The 17,012-nt window shown below is 47.4% G+C and carries 13 protein-coding genes and 1 riboswitch; of the genes, 7 read left to right on the forward strand and 6 right to left on the reverse strand.

Annotated elements, in window-relative coordinates:
• Window positions 1–59 precede the first annotated feature (59 nt).
• The 5 genes from BDI_RS05270 (at window position 60) to BDI_RS05290 (ending at window position 7,636) form a co-directional block, all read left to right on the forward strand.
• A complete protein-coding gene (locus BDI_RS05270) occupies window positions 60–1,319 on the forward strand; it encodes a TolC family protein (RefSeq protein ID WP_011966296.1) in 1,260 nt (419 codons plus the stop codon).
• A gap of 16 nt (window positions 1,320–1,335) precedes the next feature.
• Window positions 1,336–2,421, forward strand: a complete 1,086-nt coding sequence (locus BDI_RS05275; RefSeq protein WP_011966297.1) for an efflux RND transporter periplasmic adaptor subunit — start codon at window positions 1,336–1,338, stop codon at window positions 2,419–2,421.
• A gap of 9 nt (window positions 2,422–2,430) precedes the next feature.
• Window positions 2,431–5,556, forward strand: a complete 3,126-nt coding sequence (locus BDI_RS05280) for an efflux RND transporter permease subunit (RefSeq protein WP_011966298.1) — start codon at window positions 2,431–2,433, stop codon at window positions 5,554–5,556.
• Between the two features lie 230 nt (window positions 5,557–5,786).
• Window positions 5,787–6,464 (forward strand): response regulator transcription factor, encoded by a 678-nt coding sequence (locus BDI_RS05285; RefSeq protein ID WP_005857016.1) that lies wholly within the window; start codon window positions 5,787–5,789, stop codon window positions 6,462–6,464.
• Window positions 6,461–7,636, forward strand: coding sequence for a sensor histidine kinase (locus BDI_RS05290; RefSeq protein ID WP_009017429.1), 1,176 nt, complete (start codon window positions 6,461–6,463; stop codon window positions 7,634–7,636). Before BDI_RS05285 ends, BDI_RS05290 begins: the two co-directional genes overlap by 4 nt.
• On the opposite strand, the gene BDI_RS05295 is transcribed toward BDI_RS05290, so the two are convergent.
• Complete coding sequence (locus tag BDI_RS05295; protein WP_011966299.1) at window positions 7,587–9,545, reverse strand: biosynthetic peptidoglycan transglycosylase; 1,959 nt, start codon at window positions 9,543–9,545, stop codon at window positions 7,587–7,589. The two genes, BDI_RS05290 and BDI_RS05295, sit on opposite strands and share 50 nt — an antisense overlap.
• Before the next feature lie 112 nt (window positions 9,546–9,657).
• Here BDI_RS05295 and BDI_RS05300 point away from each other — a divergent pair, with 112 nt between their 5' ends.
• Both BDI_RS05300 and BDI_RS05305 read left to right on the forward strand, forming a co-directional pair.
• Window positions 9,658–10,656 (forward strand): 2-hydroxyacid dehydrogenase, encoded by a 999-nt coding sequence (locus tag BDI_RS05300; protein WP_005857013.1) that lies wholly within the window; start codon window positions 9,658–9,660, stop codon window positions 10,654–10,656.
• Window positions 10,657–10,757: 101 nt separating this feature from the next.
• Window positions 10,758–11,594: a patatin-like phospholipase family protein gene (locus BDI_RS05305; protein WP_005857012.1), complete on the forward strand. Its 837-nt coding sequence runs from the start codon at window positions 10,758–10,760 to the stop codon at window positions 11,592–11,594.
• Between the two features lie 40 nt (window positions 11,595–11,634).
• Here BDI_RS05305 and thiC read toward each other — a convergent pair whose 3' ends face one another.
• The 5 genes from thiC to BDI_RS05330 all read right to left on the reverse strand — a co-directional run bounded on the left by thiC (window position 11,635) and on the right by BDI_RS05330 (window position 16,925).
• Window positions 11,635–13,332, reverse strand: a complete 1,698-nt coding sequence (gene thiC / locus BDI_RS05310; protein WP_011966300.1) for a phosphomethylpyrimidine synthase ThiC — start codon at window positions 13,330–13,332, stop codon at window positions 11,635–11,637.
• 11 nt (window positions 13,333–13,343) lie between these two features.
• The gene (locus tag BDI_RS05315) at window positions 13,344–14,072 is read right to left on the reverse strand and encodes a thiamine phosphate synthase (protein WP_011966301.1); all 729 of its coding nucleotides are present in this window, start codon (window positions 14,070–14,072) and stop codon (window positions 13,344–13,346) included.
• The gene (locus BDI_RS05320; protein WP_011966302.1) at window positions 14,063–14,659 is read right to left on the reverse strand and encodes a thiamine phosphate synthase; all 597 of its coding nucleotides are present in this window, start codon (window positions 14,657–14,659) and stop codon (window positions 14,063–14,065) included. The genes BDI_RS05315 and BDI_RS05320 overlap by 10 nt, the downstream gene beginning before the upstream one ends.
• Window positions 14,652–15,500, reverse strand: a complete 849-nt coding sequence (gene thiD, locus BDI_RS05325; protein ID WP_011966303.1) for a bifunctional hydroxymethylpyrimidine kinase/phosphomethylpyrimidine kinase — start codon at window positions 15,498–15,500, stop codon at window positions 14,652–14,654. Before thiD ends, BDI_RS05320 begins: the two co-directional genes overlap by 8 nt.
• Window positions 15,495–15,592, reverse strand: a riboswitch (TPP riboswitch). It overlaps the preceding gene by 6 nt.
• A gap of 103 nt (window positions 15,593–15,695) precedes the next feature.
• On the reverse strand, window positions 15,696–16,925 hold the full coding sequence (locus BDI_RS05330; protein WP_005862328.1) for a BamA/TamA family outer membrane protein: 1,230 nt from the start codon (window positions 16,923–16,925) through the stop codon (window positions 15,696–15,698).
• Window positions 16,926–17,012: the final 87 nt, after the last annotated feature.

The raw sequence follows: 17,012 nt of genomic DNA on the forward strand, positions 1-17,012 counted from the left end.
ACTAAATATTCATAAGCGATAAAAGAGTGACTTCTACCTTTGCGTAAAATTTAACGCAAATGGACAGACGAGTCACTCTTTTACTTTTTTTATCTCTTCTTTTCTCTGGGGCGAAAGCCTCTGTTGTCTCCCTCTCCTTGAAAGAGTCCGAGCAACGTTTCTCTGAACACAATCTGGAAGTGATAGCCGAACGGTATAATATCGATATAGCCGAGGCCCAAGTAGTACAGGCCAAACTTTTCGAGAATCCCGTGGTCTCTTTGGAGCAAAATGTTTATAACCGGTTGAACGGACGTTACTTTGATTTCGGGAAACAAGGGGAAACGATCGTAGAGGTGGAACAGTTGATCTATATTGCCGGACAGCGAAACAAACGTGTCCGTTTGGAGAAAATCAATAAGGAAATGGCCCTTTACCAATTCGAAGAGGTATTGAGAACCCTCCGGAGCGAGTTGAAGGAGAAATTCATAGCGCTTTATTTCACCCAGAAATCCCAATCTATTTACGATCGTGAGATTGATTCATTGGCTCATCTGTTGGTGGTTCTCAAGGAGCAGAATGAGAAAGGGAATGTTTCTTTATTAGAGAAGTCCCGTATCGAGGCCCTATTACTCTCTTTACGGCAAGAGCGGAATGATATCGCCAACCAAGTTATCTCCCTTCAAGGAGACATGCGGCTTTTACTAGGAATATCCGGCAATGATACCTTCGAGCCGATATTCGATGAGTCTGTGTTGAACCAGATCGATATGGACTCCGTTCCTTTCTCTGAATTGACCTCTTTATTATACGAACGTCCGGATCTTAAGTTGGCGCAAGCAAGCGTCAAGGCTTCGGAGGCGGACGTGAGATTACAACGTTCCCTCGCTTTCCCGGAAGTGAGCGTAAAGGGTACGTATGATAAGGCGGGTAACTTTATCAATGATTATTGGGCGATCGGCTTGAGCGTCTCTCTCCCTATATTTAACCGGAATCAAGGGAATATCAGGGCGGCGAAAATATCCGTCGCTCAAAAGGCCCATAAGGAAGAATACGCCCGTCGACAAGCCGAGAATGAATTATTCACCAGCTATGCCCGGTTGGAAAAGGCGATTCAGCTTTATCGTTCCTCGAACTATGGATTGGAGAAGGATTTCGCCTTGATTATCGAAGGCGTGAACTTGAATTTCCAAAAACGGAATATCAGTCTCCTTGAGTTTATCGATTATTATGAGACCTACAAAACAACCTGCTTGCAACTTTACCAAACCCAAAAAGAAGTGTTACTGGCCTTGGAGGAGGTAAACACCGTAACGGGTAGCCATGTATTCAACTATTAAAAGCAAATCAAATGATATGAATAAGCATCTAATTACATTTATCCTTTTAGTACCCTTGGTATGTTCCTGTGGGAAACAGGCGACCACCTCGGTCGATACCCGGGAACCTTTACTATTAAATGACAGTTTACAGGAGATTATAACATTGGATACGGTTCGTGACACACCATTAACCAACGAGTTATTGCTCAATGGCCGTGTCAGTTTCAATCCGGAGCGAGTGGCTCATGTGTATCCGATATTTGGTGGAAATGTCACCTCCATTCATGCGGAAGTTGGCGATTACGTAGGGAAAGGAGATGTCCTAGCAGTGATCCGGAGCGGCGAGATCGCTGATATCGACAAGCAGCGAAAGGAGGCCGAGCATCAACTGGCTATCGCTAACCGTAACTTGGAGGCTACCCAAGATATGGCCCGGAGCGGTATGGCTTCCGACCGGGACTTCCTGCAAGCCCAGCAAGAGCAAGCCGATGCCGAGGCCGAGACCAAACGTATCCAAGAAATGTATTCCATTTATAACATAACAGCCCCATCCACCTATGTGGTGAAAGCGCCGGTCTCCGGCTTTATCATCGATAAGAATATAAACCGGGATATGCAGATCCGTTCCGATCAAGGGGAGGAGATGTTTACCATTTCCGGTCTCGACGATGTCTGGGTGATGGCCGATGTCTATGAGGGAGATATCAGCAAGGTAAAAGAGGGGGCAACCGTTCGTATCACCACTTTGGCCTATAAGGATATGGAGTTTACGGGAACGATCGATAAGGTCTATCATATGCTAGACCGAGAAAGTAAGACCATGAGCGTAAGAGTCAAATTAAGGAACGAGAAGTATATGCTTAAACCCGGAATGTTTACGAACGTATATGTACAGAGCGCGGTAAAAGGAGAAAGTATGCCTTGCGTAAACGCCCATGCCGTTATTTTCGAGGATGGCAAAGAATACGTTGTCTATGTCTCGAAGGAGGGATATTTGCAAATGCATGAGATCTCGGTGTATAAGCAAACCGAGAAGTTCTGTTACCTGCGATCCGGCTTGAAGGATGGGGATCGGATCGTAGATCGGAACGCTCTCTTGGTGTATAACGAATTAAAGTAACCGGACGATATGCACACATTCATAGATAATATCATAACGTTCTCCCTCCGGAACAAATTCTTTATCTTCTTTTGTACCACGATCGCCGTAATCGCCGGTATCACCAGCTTTATCCATACGCCGATCGACGCATTTCCGGATGTGACGAATACGAAGGTGACGATTATCACCCAATGGCCGGGCAGGAGCGCCGAGGAGATCGAGAAGTTTATCACGATCCCGATCGAGATCGCCATGAACCCGGTACAGAAAAAGACGGATATCCGGAGCACGACCCTTTTCGGTCTTTCCGTCATCAACGTGATGTTCGAAGATAAGGTGGATGATTTCTTCGCCCGCCAGCAAGTTTATAATCTCTTGAACGACGCCGACCTGCCGGAAGGGGTCACACCGGAAGTGCAGCCCTTATATGGTCCGACCGGCGAGATCTTCCGCTATACATTACGTAGCGATAAGCGTTCCGTCCGGGTATTGAAGACCTTGCAGGATTGGGTGATCGAGCGGAAGTTGCGGGCCGTACCCGGTGTAGCGGATATCGTCAGCTTCGGAGGAGAAGTAAAGACTTTCGAGGTTAGCGTCAACCCGAATCAACTGATCAGTTACGGGGTAACGACCTTGGAACTTTATGACGCTATCGCAAAAAGTAATATCAACGTAGGCGGCGACGTGATCACGAAAAGCTCGCAAGCCTATGTCGTGCGGGGTATCGGCTTGATTAACGATGTAAAAGAGATCGAGAACATCGTCGTAAAAAATATCAATGGCACGCCAATCCTTGTCAAGCACTTGGCTACCGTACACGAATCCAGTCTTCCCCGCCTAGGGCAAGTGGGCCGCATGGAGGAAGATGATGTCGTACAAGGCATCGTTGTCATGCGAAAAGGGGAGAACCCCGGCGAGGTAATCGCCGCCTTGAAGGATAAGATCAAGGATATCCAACAAAACGCCTTGCCGGAAGACGTGCGAATCGTATCGTTCTACGATCGTGAGAATCTGGTAGATCTGGCGGTCAAGACCGTAACACATAATCTGGCGGAAGGTATTCTGCTGGTAACTTTCATCGTATTAATCTTCATGGCGGACTGGCGTACGACGGTAATCGTGTCGATCATTATCCCGTTGGCACTCCTCTTCGCCTTTATTTGTCTCCGGGCGATGGGGATGAGCGCCAACCTCTTATCTATGGGAGCGATCGACTTCGGTATTATTATCGATGGCGCCGTCGTGATGGTGGAGGGGCTTTTCGTGGCATTGGACCGGAAAGCCCGTGAAGTAGGCATGCCCGCTTTCAATTTGATGAGTAAGATGGGTATTATCCGTCATACGGCGAAGGACCGTGCGAAAGCGGTTTTCTTCTCTAAGCTGATTATCATCACCGCCTTGGTCCCGATCTTCTCTTTCCAGAAGGTGGAAGGAAAGATGTTCAGCCCGCTCGCTTATACCTTGGGGTTCGCCTTGTTGGGAGCGTTGATCTTTACGTTGACATTGGTACCCGTCCTCTCTTCCATGCTATTAAAGAAAGAGGTGCGTGAGAAACATAATCCGTTCCTCGCATGGATCAATCAGAAGTCGATCGGTATTTTCGACTGGTGCCACGCCCGTAAGAAGCGGACAATCACGTTCGCCACGCTGGTAGCCGCCGTAGGTATCTGGTGCTTCACCTTGTTGGGCAGCGAGTTTCTCCCGCAACTGAACGAGGGCTCTATTTATATCCGTGCGACCTTACCGCAAAGTATATCTTTGGATGAATCCGTTACGTTGGCCAACCAGATGCGCCGGAAGCTGGCGGCTTATCCGGAGGTTCGTCAGGTCTTATCGCAAACTGGCCGGCCGAACGATGGCACGGATGCGACAGGTTTCTACAACATCGAGTTCCATGTGGATATATATCCCGAGAAAGAGTGGGAAAGCGAACGCTCGAAAGCGGGCCTGATCGAGAAGATGCAAGAGGATCTGGCGATCTATCCGGGCGTGGATTTTAACTTCTCGCAGCCTATCTCGGACAATGTAGAGGAAGCGGCCAGCGGCGTGAAAGGTTCCATCGCCGTGAAAGTCTTCGGTAAGGATCTATACGAGTCGGAGAAAAAAGCGGTAGAAGTTTTCAAGGTCTTGGAGACCGTAGACGGTATCGAGGATCTGGGCGTTATCCGGAATATCGGCCAGCCGGAGCTACGGATCGAGTTGAACGAGTCTCGTTTAGCCCGCTACGGCGTGGCCAAGGAGGATGTACAATCCATTATCGAGATGGCGATAGGAGGTAAGAGCGCCTCCCTGCTTTATGAGGACGAGCGTAAGTTCAATATCATGGTCCGCTACGAATCCGCTTTCCGCCGTAGCGAGAATGAGATAGGCAAGATACTGGTTCCGGCAAAGGATGGTTCCATGATTCCTATCCGCGAGCTGGCGGATATCCATACGATTACCGGCCCGTTGATTATCTACCGGGATAACCACGCTCGTTTCTGCGCCGTGAAATTCTCGGTCCGGGGCCGCGACATGGGTAGCGCCGTGGCTGAAGCCCAGCGGAAAGTGGAGAGGCAGGTAAAGCTCCCCGAAGGCTATACCTTGAAATGGACCGGAGATTTCGAGAACCAACAACGGGCTACCAAACGCTTGGCCCAAGTCGTCCCCGTAAGTATAGCGATCATCTTCGTGATCCTATTCGTCCTTTTCGGCAACGCCCGGGATGCCGGACTGGTCTTATTGAACGTGCCTTACGCCGCTGTCGGAGGTATCTTGGCCCTATTAATCACGAATTTCAACTTCTCGATCTCCGCCGGTATCGGCTTTATCGCCCTCTTCGGTATCTGTATACAGAATGGCGTGATCATGATATCGGACATCAAGAATAACCTGCGGGAGAGGCATCCTCTGGAAGATTCGATCAAGATGAGCGTGAAATCAAGGGTACGTTCCGTATTAATGACCGCCTCCATGGCCGCTATCGGCCTGCTTCCGGCCGCCTTGAGCCACGGTATCGGATCGGAAAGCCAGCGTCCTTTGGCGATCGTGATCATTGGCGGATTAATAGGAGCCACGTTCTTCACCCTCTTTGTCTTTCCGTTGATGGTGGAGGCTTTTTATCGACGAATGCTTTACGATAAGAACGGTAAATTAGTGCAACGTAGGTTGTAATTGCTATATTTGTAGCAAGAAAGTCCGGAACTATTAGGGAGGGCGACTGGAGTTATTATGCGAAAGGATTATACTTACTGATCTTTTCACGGCTGTGAAAAGATCATATCACAGAGGTGAAACGATCGTATCACAACCGTGAAAAGAACGTTTCACCTCTGTGATACGATTAGCATCACCCTAAGTACGCATTATTAATGATGGACATTCTTATTAATACATACGATACAATGGCGAAGATATTATTAGTAGAAGACGAGGTAAACATCGCCTCTTTTATAGAAAGAGGCTTGCGGGAGTTCGGGCATGAGGTATATGTCGCTTATGACGGTGCCGCTGGTTGGGAACTGACACAGAAGAACGATTTCCAATTGCTGATTCTGGATATTATAATGCCGAAGATGAACGGCCTGCAACTTTGCAAACAGTACCGGCAACGGTTCGGTTACCATGCTCCCGTGATCATGCTGACCGCCTTGGGAACCACCGAGGATATCGTTAGTGGGCTGGATGCCGGGGCGGATGATTATCTGGTAAAACCTTTCAGCTTCCAAGAGCTCGAGGCCCGCATAAAGGCGTTATTACGTCGATCGGGAAACGAATCCGTCCATATGGCTCTTCGGTGCGGGGATCTGGTCTTAGATCCTCCAAGCCATCGGGCTATACGGAATGGGCAGGTCATCGATTTGACGGTAAAGGAATATAGGCTCTTGGAATATTTCATACAGAACCAAGGAACGGCCCTGAGCCGGATGAACTTGCTAAAGAATGTCTGGGACAAGGATTTCGATACCAATACGAACGTGGTTGATGTCTACGTGAATTATTTGCGCACGAAGATAGACAAGGACTTCGAACCTAAGCTAATCCATACCGTGGTGGGCGTGGGCTATATGATGGAAGCATGAAGACAGGAAACAAGATCGCTCTCTTTTACTCGGCCATTACCATAGGCGTGATAGCCGTCGTGACGCTTGTCTTCTATTGGGTTTCCACGAGCTATATCTCTCGCCTGTACTATTCTTACCTGACGGAAAAAGCCTATGCCACGGCACAGAAGCATTGGGAGAAGGACGAGACCGACGACGAGAGCTATGCCCGTATCCAACAGCGTTACGAGGAAACCCTTCCCGTCGCTACCGAGATATTGCTGAACGCCGATAGCTTGGAGACCCGGCAAGTGCTGTCCCGTTATCTGGACGCCACGCAGGTGAGATCTCTATACCAAGAGGATATCGTTCACTTCAAGCACGATACGCAAATGGGAGCGGCTTTGTATTATCCCGACAACGAGGGGAATTTCATCGTGATTGTCCTTTCCGGGAATCAGTATGGGATGGATATCCAGCATCGGATCGGCTGGCTGTTGCTGGGATTGATATTGGTTAGCTCGGTATTGATCTATTTTGTCGGCAGACTATACGCGACCCGGATGGTAGACCGGATCGACGCTGCTTACCAAAGTGAGAAAGCGTTTATCAGCAACGCCTCGCATGAGTTGAACAATCCACTGACAGCCATTCAAGGCGAATGCGAGATCAGCCTGCTGAAAGAGCGCTCCCCGGAGGAATACCAAGCGGCATTAAGACGTATCGCCACGGAGACGAGCCGTATCATACAATTGATCAAACACCTGCTGTTCCTGTCGCACGGGGATAAGGAGATCCAGAAAAGCGCGATGGAGACGATCTTCCTAGCGGACTTCTTGATGCAGTTCTCCTCGGCCCGGATCTCGTTCTCCCCGGATAATTTCTCTTATATGATCAGTGCCAATCCCTATTTATTGAAGATAGCGATCAAGAATATCTTGAGCAACGCCTGTAAGTATTCGGACGATAAATCGGTAGAGATGCGGCTTCGAGGCAGTGTCTTGACCATATCCGACCGAGGTATCGGCATTCCTCCCGAGGAATTGAAACGAATCTTCCAACCCTTTTACAGGGCGAGCAATACCCGGGAATACGCCGGGCATGGTGTCGGGCTAAGCCTCTCGCTACGCATATTGAGCACCTATGGGGCGAAGGTGAATATTATTTCTGATCTAGGGGTTGGGACGAGCGTGGAGATCGACTTTGGGTAGCCGTCAGGTATTCTTTAGCCGGACCTGTTATTTCGACAGACTCCGGCGTTACCCCTATCGCCTCTTCCGAAGATATAAGTCCACGATCTACCAAGCGATCCAGTATTACCCTGTAAAAATCCTCATAATACGGCTTCAACCGCAACCCGTCGAAGCAATAGCGGACCTGTTTGGGCTTGGGGATAATGCTGGCCATAAAAATGCACTCGGCAAGGTTTAATTGGGAAGGTTCCTTCGCGAAATAATAACGTGAGGCCTCGGCGGCTCCATAAATCATGGGACCCCATTCGGCGATGTTCAGATAAACCTCAAACATCCGCTCTTTAGAGGTCAGATGATCGCTCTCGATCAGCCATACGATTAACATTTCCTCCAGCTTGCGGGCGATCGTCTTATTACGGCTCAAGAATACATTCTTCACCAATTGCATGCTAAGCGTACTGCCGCCACGGGCGAAACGTCGTTCCTTGATATCCTGTATCAACGATTCCCGGATAGCGCTTGGAATAAAACCGTTGTGATAAAAGAAGCCGGCATCCTCACTCTGCATGATCGCTAAAGGAAGATAACGGGATACGGCGTTGAACGGGCGGAAAGAGGGATTCGCCGGACCGATCTCGAAAGAGCGTACCGGCTCGCCTTGCTCATAGACAGTATATTCAAATGGCTCATTCATCTTCCGCAAATCCGTATTCCCATAGGCAAGGATCTGGAAGTCCTTCGCTTTCAAGGTAGACTCCAAGATCAAGCTGTCTACCTGTCCGAAATCCAAATCCAATCGGAAATGATAGGAGAGGGTACCTTCTGTTCTCAGGCCTTCCAGATTGTAGAATAAGCCTTTAGGCAGGGAGGAGAACAGTTGATCCGCAGGGAAATCTCTTTTATTCACAGAGGCCGTGATTTGCCAACTGGTATCTTTAACGATCTTCAGATAAGGATGGAAATCCAGATGATTAAACCGGATATCACTGACGCTATCTAATTCGATATAGTTCTTACCGATGTTTGTCCGGTAGTGTATAGAGCCTTTATCCAGTAAGACCGTGTCCAGAGATATACGCTCTTGGTGGATGGTAAGCCCGCTCACATAGGCGCTTCCGAGTAAGGATTGTATGTCTTCTTCTATTTTAGGTCCCTTAAGCTCGAAGGCCAAGGTGTCGAAACGTACCGATGCCCCCCAACGATATTCCAGAAAAGGAAGAGGAATCTTCGTATGCTCGTCGGCGTAGAGACGGGCTTTCACGAGTCGCTCCTTATCAGAGAGAGAGCCTTCGCAAATCCATTCGCTGCGAACTCCGTTCTCCGTGCTGTTTATATGCGTAGAGAATTGATTGTTAGTAAGATTGAGTTCGGGTATCTCTAGTATTAGTTCATCTCCTTTATTACTATAAGAAACACATAAATCATGTACCAAGGCATTTCCGGGCAATAAATTGAAAAGGAGACTAAGGGAGCGTTCAGCCTTGCGTGCGTAATCCTGTTCCTTATCATCTACAGCTGTTTCCTCTGGCTCACCTAGGTGATTCGATGGTTTATAAAGGAAATCAAAATTAGCTCTCTCTCCCTTCTTAATAAAATGAATATGCAAATTATCCGCTTGTACACTCTCTATGGCAGGGGTAAGTAGCAATAATCTGCCAAGCTCCAGTTTCGCTTGAAGCCTGTCCGCATGTATCAACGTATCAGCATCAATCGGGATAACGGTCAATCCCTCCATACGTACGGTACTCAGCCCTATCAACCGGATCTTATCATAGCGTATGTCAAGATGATGCCTTTCGGCAAGTTTACTCAATTTATGTCCCGCATACGCCCCTAAGATCAGGTCGATGCCCCAAAATGCCATAAACAAGAGAAAGCCAATAAAAATAAGAACTGCTATAAAAGATCTTTTATGGGATTGATTCATGCTCATCTATATTGTTACCCAGCGGACAAAAGTACTATAATTAAACGAATGGATTTCTTTTTCGATAAACAATCAAGGGCTTAATTTAGTTATATTAAAAAACTAAAGTTATATGGCGTATAAGATTGCGTTTTTTGGTGCTAAACCCTACGACATCGCTTCTTTCGATAAGATCAATGAGCGGTATGAGTTCGATATTCGTTACTATAAAGGACATTTGAATATCAATAATGTCGTCTTAACCCAAGGGGTAGACGCTGTATGTATTTTCGTGAACGACACGGCTGATGCCGCCGTAATAGACGCTTTGGTTGCCAATGGTGTGAAACTGTTGGCGCTTCGTTGCGCCGGTTTTAATAATGTGGATTTGAATGCCGCCAGGGGGAAATTACCGGTCGTACGCGTACCGGCCTACTCACCTTATGCGGTCGCTGAATATACGTTGGCCTTGATGTTATCGTTAAACCGTAAGATACACCGGGCATACTGGCGTACGAGAGATGGCAACTTCTCCTTGAATGGCTTGATGGGATTTGATATGCATGGCAAGACCGCCGGTATTATCGGTACCGGAAAGATCGCCAAGATATTGATTCATATCTTAAAAGGATTGGGGATGCGTGTATTGGCAAATGACCTGTATCCGGATGAGAAATTCGCCAAGGAGGAAGGGATCACCTATGTCTCTTTAGACGAGTTATACAAAGAGTCCGATATCATTTCCTTGCATTGCCCGTTGACTGACCAGACTCGTTATCTGATCAACGACGATTCGATCGCCAAGATGAAAGACGGCGTAATGATTATCAATACGGGACGCGGGTTACTGATCCATACCAACGCCTTGATCGAGGGATTGAAGACCAAGAAAGTATCCGCCGCTGGATTGGATGTCTACGAGGAGGAAGGAGACTATTTCTACGAGGATAAATCGGATAAGATTATCGATGATGATGTCTTGGCCCGTCTACTCTCGTTCAACAATGTGATCGTTACTTCCCATCAGGCGTTTTTCACGAAAGAGGCTCTGCATAATATCGCCGATACTACCTTGCGGAACATCAAGGATTTCGAGGAAGGCCGTCCCTTAGTGAACGAAGTGACCAAGTAAATTCTAAAAAGGAACTATTATTTATCGCTGATTTATTATATTTTTGTGGCCATTGCTTGGTGGGAACCCAGCAATGGCTTTTTTAATTCAGAGGTATATATATGGAAATAGATAGTCAGACAGGTTTGGTGTTGGAAGGTGGCGGAATGCGTGCTATATTTACGGTGGGAGTATTGGATTATTTTATGGATCATGATATTTGGTTTCCTTATACGATCGGAGTATCGGCGGGCGCGAGTAACGGAATCTCGTATGCTTCCCGCCAGCGGGGACGCTCTCGTTTTAGCAATATCGACCTATTGAAGAAATATAATTACATAGGTCTTCGTCATTTCTTACGGGGAAGGGGATATATCGATCTGAATTTCTTGTTTTATGTCTATCCGGATTTGTATTATCCGTTGGATTACGATACCTATTTCAAGTCCAAGGATCGGTTCGTTATGGTCACGAGCAATTGCTTGACGGGTAAAGCGGAATATTTCGAGGAGAAGAAAGATAAGAAACGTTTGGTGGATATCTGTAAAGCATCTTGCACCTTACCGATCCTCTGTCCAATTACGTATGTAGACGGGATACCGATGGTCGACGGAGGCGTATGCGATGCCATCCCTATCCGACGGGCTATCGCCGACGGCTTCTCCAAGAACGTCATCATCCTTACCCGTAACAAAGGCTATCGGAAAGAAGAGAAAGATTTTTACCTTCCCGGCTTTATTTATAACAAATACCCGGCGATCCGGGAACAGTTGCGACTACGATACCGGCGGTACAACGAGGTCTTGGATTACATAGACCAACTGGAGGCCGAAGGAAAAGCCTTCGTCATCCGTCCGCAAAGCCCGATTAAAGTCGGCCGTACCGGAAGCGACACAAAGAAACTGGAAGAACTATATGAGGAAGGCTACGAATGCGGAAAACAAATCACTCAATTGTAGAGACGGGGCATGCCCCGTCTCATCCCCTCAAAACAGTATTTTATTTACAACCTTGCAAATCCTTACTTAACCGCATAGCGCAGAAATTAGGACCGCACATCGTACAGTACTCTCCATCCGTAACAGCACTCTCCTTATAATACTGTAAAGCCCTTTCCGGGTCCAAGGACAAATTGAACTGGTCTTTCCAGCGGAAATCAAAACGTGCCTTGCTCAACGCGTTATCACGTACTTGAGCGCCGGGATGCCCTTTCGCCAAGTCAGCGGCATGCGCCGCTATCTTATAAGCGACCACCCCATTACGCACGTCTTCCTTATTCGGCAATCCCAAATGCTCCTTCGGCGTAACGTAGCAGATCATGGCCGTCCCATGCCAAGCAATTTGCGCGCCACCGATAGCCGACGTGATATGATCGTATCCAGGAGCGATATCGGTCGTCAACGGGCCCAGCGTATAGAACGGCGCTCCATGACAGGCATACTGTTGTTCCTTCATATTCTCATGAATCTTATTCATGGGAACATGGCCCGGGCCTTCGATAATCACTTGTACGAACTGCTCCCAAGCTATTTTCGTCAGTTCTCCCATCGTGTGAAGCTCGGCGAATTGTGCCGCGTCGTTCGCGTCATAGATAGAACCGGGACGAAGCCCGTCTCCGATAGAGACCGCCACGTCGTATGCCTTCAGTATCTCGCAGATCTCGGCGAAATGCGTGTACAGGAAGTTTTCCTCGTCATGAAGCTGCATCCATTTGGCCATGATCGATCCGCCTCTGGATACGATCCCCGTCAGGCGAGTCGCCGTCAGCTCCACATGCTTGCGCAACAAACCCGCGTGGATCGTGAAATAATCCACGCCCTGTTCCGCCTGCTCGACCAACGTATCCCGATAGATCTCCCAAGAAAGATCCTCTACCTTACCATTCACTTTCTCCAAGGCTTGATAAATAGGAACCGTACCCATCGGAACCGGGCAGTTACGGATAATCCATTCGCGCGTCTCATGGATATGATCGCCGGTAGAGAGATCCATCAACGTGTCTCCGCCCCATTTACAACTCCATATAGCCTTCTCGATCTCCTCGTCGATACCGGAGGAAAGAGCGGAGTTACCGATATTGGTATTGATCTTTACCAAGAATTTCTTACCGATAATCATCGGCTCGGCTTCCGGGTGATTGATATTCGCCGGGATGATCGCGCGACCGGCGGCGATTTCCTTGCGGACGAACTCCGGCGTGATATACGACTTCAGTCCCAAAGCCTCGATTTGCTGGTTCTCACGGATCGCCACGTACTCCATTTCCGGAGTGATAATGCGCTTCTTCGCATAATACATCTGGGTGATATTCTTACCCTCTTTAGCCCGGAAAGGCAAGTATCGCTTGGGGAAACGCAGGGAATCCAGACTCGCGTCCGCCAATCGCTCACGGCCATAAGCGGAAGTCAATTCCGGCAATTGAACCACATCTTTACGCTTACCGTACCATTCCTCACGTATACGAGGAAGTCCTTTAGCGATATCAATCGATATCTTGGGATCGGAATACGGGCCGCTCGTATCGTAAACGATTACCGGATTGTTCTTCTTGAAGATTCGTTCTCCATGCTCATCCAAGGTTACCGTGTCCAACAATTTAATCTTACGCATACCAACCTTGATCTTATTGATCTCGCCCGGGACATAAATCTTTTCCGAGGACGGATAGGAAATACGCATATTCTTTTTATTAGCCATATGTATTTAGTTTAGTACTTATTGATTTCCTCTATAAACCGGCGGGTTTCCTCCACGGGATCGGAAGCATTGATAATCGCGCCCGAAACAGCGATTCCGGTTATACCTGTCTCCATCAAAGGGCCTACGTCTTCCAGCGTAATACCACCTATCGCGAAGATAGGAATATCAATGTCAGCCTCCTTGCATTGAGCGATTATTTTACGATAACCATCCAAGCCTAAGATGGGACTCAAATTCTTCTTGGTACCCGTAAAGCGATACGGCCCTAGTCCGATATACGAGGCGCCTCGCTCTACGGCCAGCCGGATATCCTCAAAGGTATTCGCCGTAGCCCCGATATAGAAGATGGCATTGGAATCTAACTTGTCTCTCAGTACTTCCCAAGCGATATCCAAGGGCATATCATTCTTACCCAGATGACAAGCCGTAGCGCCACATGTCACGGCAGCCTCCAGATCATCGTTTACGCAGAAATCCACGATTCGCTCACATTCTTCCGCGCAGATAGTTGCACATGTACGTACGGTATCCTCATAAATCCCATCCTTCATGCGCAACTGTATCCATGAGCACCCTCCTTGGATTGCCATGCTTACCTCGTCGCATTCCGTATATTTAGGCGTACGATGCGTTATAAACATCAAGCGATTGTTTCCACCAAAAGGGGGGCGTAATCCGGTTGTTCTCCGATCGACTCTTCCATTCTCATCATATCCGAAATAATAATTTAAGGCCATACTTGTAATCGTTTGAATTGTTTTATGAGTTGATCCGCAACAAAAAGGGAGGGATCGTTTCCCCAAAGGGCCCCGAGAACGGCGACACCGCCGAAGGGGATATCTTTTAATTTCGTTATTGTCCGCGGGCAGATTCCTCCCAAGGCAATCACCTTATCATCGATGATGCCCTTCGCATTTCGCAATCCATCTAAGGAGAATCCGCTACCATATCCTTCTTTGGATATACTCTGAAAGATCGGGCTAAGGAACACATAGTCGCATACCGGTTTATACTCGATAATCTCTTCCAGACTATGGCAAGAACGACTTATACTACCTTTATATAAAGGTGGAGCTTCCGGGTTCCTCTTGTTCAAATGGATTCCTCCTAAAGCCCTTTCTTCTGCCAAGGTAAACCAATCATGAAGAACGATCCTGTCGTAATAAGCCGGAGAGATCTTATCCAATAAGCCCTCCAATTCATCACGTTTACAATCCGGTTTACGTAGATGTAAACGAGACATTCCTTCCGCGAATAGAAGTTCGATCAAAGAAGCTTCATCCGCGAAAAAATAAGGTGTAGTAATTACGACCAGCTTATTCATGATTCCATCGGATTTTATGAAGGGCAGAGGGTGAGAAGAAGTGGTTTACAGGTCCGTGCCCTTTTCCCATGCATACATTTGCCCCGTGAACGAGCGCGTTATTCATATATTCCTTGGCTAATCGTACGGCTTCCACCAATGAATGGCCGAGTGCCATATAAGCGGCGATGGCGGACGATAGCGTACAGCCCGTTCCATGGGTATTGAAGGTCTCCACTGTTGGCGAGGCCAGACAAATCGGATTATTCTCATTGATAAATAACCGATCCACCGTTTCTACTCCGGGAATATGCCCCCCTTTGATCAATATAGCGTTACATCCTTTTTCCTGCAATTTCCGGGCGGCACATAAGATATCCGCCTCGTTATTGATTTTTATACCGGAAAGATATTCCGTCTCGGGAATATTCGGAGTAAGCAGTGTCGCTTTAGGGAACAACTCATCCATGATGGTTCGGATGGCGTCATCCTCCAATAATTTACTTCCGCTCGTGGATATCATCACTGGATCTAAAATGATAGAAGTTCGTCGGAAGGAAGGTAAAGTCTCAGATACAACCTTTACGGCATCCTTGTTATGTAGCATCCCTATTTTTACGGCATCTACGATGAAATCCTCAAGAATAGCTTCGATTTGTCCTCTCAAAATCTCGGGAGAGATCGCTTGGATCCCTCGCACTCCCTGTGTGTTTTGAGCGGTTATAGCCGTTATCGCCGAGGCTCCAAAAACCCCCAGCGAGGAAAAAGTCTTAATATCCGCTTGTATTCCGGCACCACCGCCACTATCAGAGCCCGCGATCGTTAAAGCTACCGGATAACGGTACATTTCATTTTTATCCATCTAACATTCGTTTTTCTTACGGCGGCATTACCCGCATCAAGTAGTAAGGGTATGATCTCAGCCCATATAGTATGGCACCCCTTCGACGACGCAAACTTAGTGAAAAAAATCGATATTAAGATATTTCCGGCTTTTAAACGATAATTTTAACGCAAGGTTATACTTCCATAGATCGTAGACGGGAGCCTTCTGGTTTTAGAAGGCTTCCGTCATATTCATATAAACCGCCATTCCTTTTTGGTTCGGGTCTTTGCCTACGTCTAGGCGGAAGTTCTTGCCGGGTTGCATTTGGATACGTAGGCCTACGCCGTAGTTGAATTTCCACTTATTCCAGTCTACGATAGGAGCGTTTCCGATCGTACCCGTGCCAACCCAACCTACAAAACCACACTTCGCCCAGAAATTACCGCTCTTATATTTCTCCACGCTGCCGAACATATGACGATACTCCAGAATCCCATACGCCATGGTCTTGTCACGGTACTTCCCCCAATAATATCCGCGAAGATCGAAAGGGGAACCAAATGAAGGAAGCTCCGTAAAAGGAACGTTCCCCACACCGATTTGTGTCTTGGCGATCCATGCCAAGGTGCTACGAGGACGAAATACTTGCTGGAATTGGCGGTATTCCAGTTCGAACATCTCATAATTATATGCACCGCCTAAATACTTTCCGTACACCTTGGCGATCGCGCTTAGTAACATACCGGAACTTGGGGTCGCCACATCATTTCGTGTATCGTATTGAATCAAGCCGCCGACACCGATATTGACATAATCTCGTTTGAACTTATTGAAATAAGGATCTTCGGCCATCACCGGGTTGATATCATCTGATTTGCTGAAATTAATATCAAAAAGAGGACCCGTATATAAATGAGGCCTAACTTCCCATACGAAACGGGGATATAGTTGGAAAGAACTCTTATGGAATTTCGTTGTCGAGTCGCTCTTCTCGATTTGCTCGATCGTCTCATAGCCTTTCCCGAAATAATGCGAAGGTTCGTTCCGATAACCGTAACTGATATAAATACGGAAGCGATTCTCGTTGAAGAATAAGGTACCAGCACCGGCAAAAACGAACGTCCCGTTTAAGGTGATGTTAAATCCCGCAGGGATAAACGATCGTTGGGATATCGTATCATTCTTGTTTAAGCGAAAGCTAGCCAAAACCGCACCACCTACGCCAAAGGAGGCTTCCGGCGTGTAAGACGGTCCGCCAAGGATAGACCACCAGATCCTTTTGTTGGCCCGTATGGAGTCTTTATGTAATTGTTTATGATAACGTTGTATTTGCTTTTCGGTCATAGGCTTACCGTCCAGCATCAGCACTTCTTTCGGAATCGTGTCATTGGAAATACCTTGCGCCTTTACGGAAAAGGCGAATAGAAGGCAGGCCATATAAATTAAAAGATATCTAAACATTATTTTAATCAATATTTAGAGGGCAAAAGTACGAAATCCTCCTAATATGTATTCTTAAAGAATCCCTAATAAAAAAGAATAAACAGC

The sequence above is a fragment of the Parabacteroides distasonis ATCC 8503 genome (assembly GCF_000012845.1).
Lineage (GTDB): Bacteria > Bacteroidota > Bacteroidia > Bacteroidales > Tannerellaceae > Parabacteroides > Parabacteroides distasonis.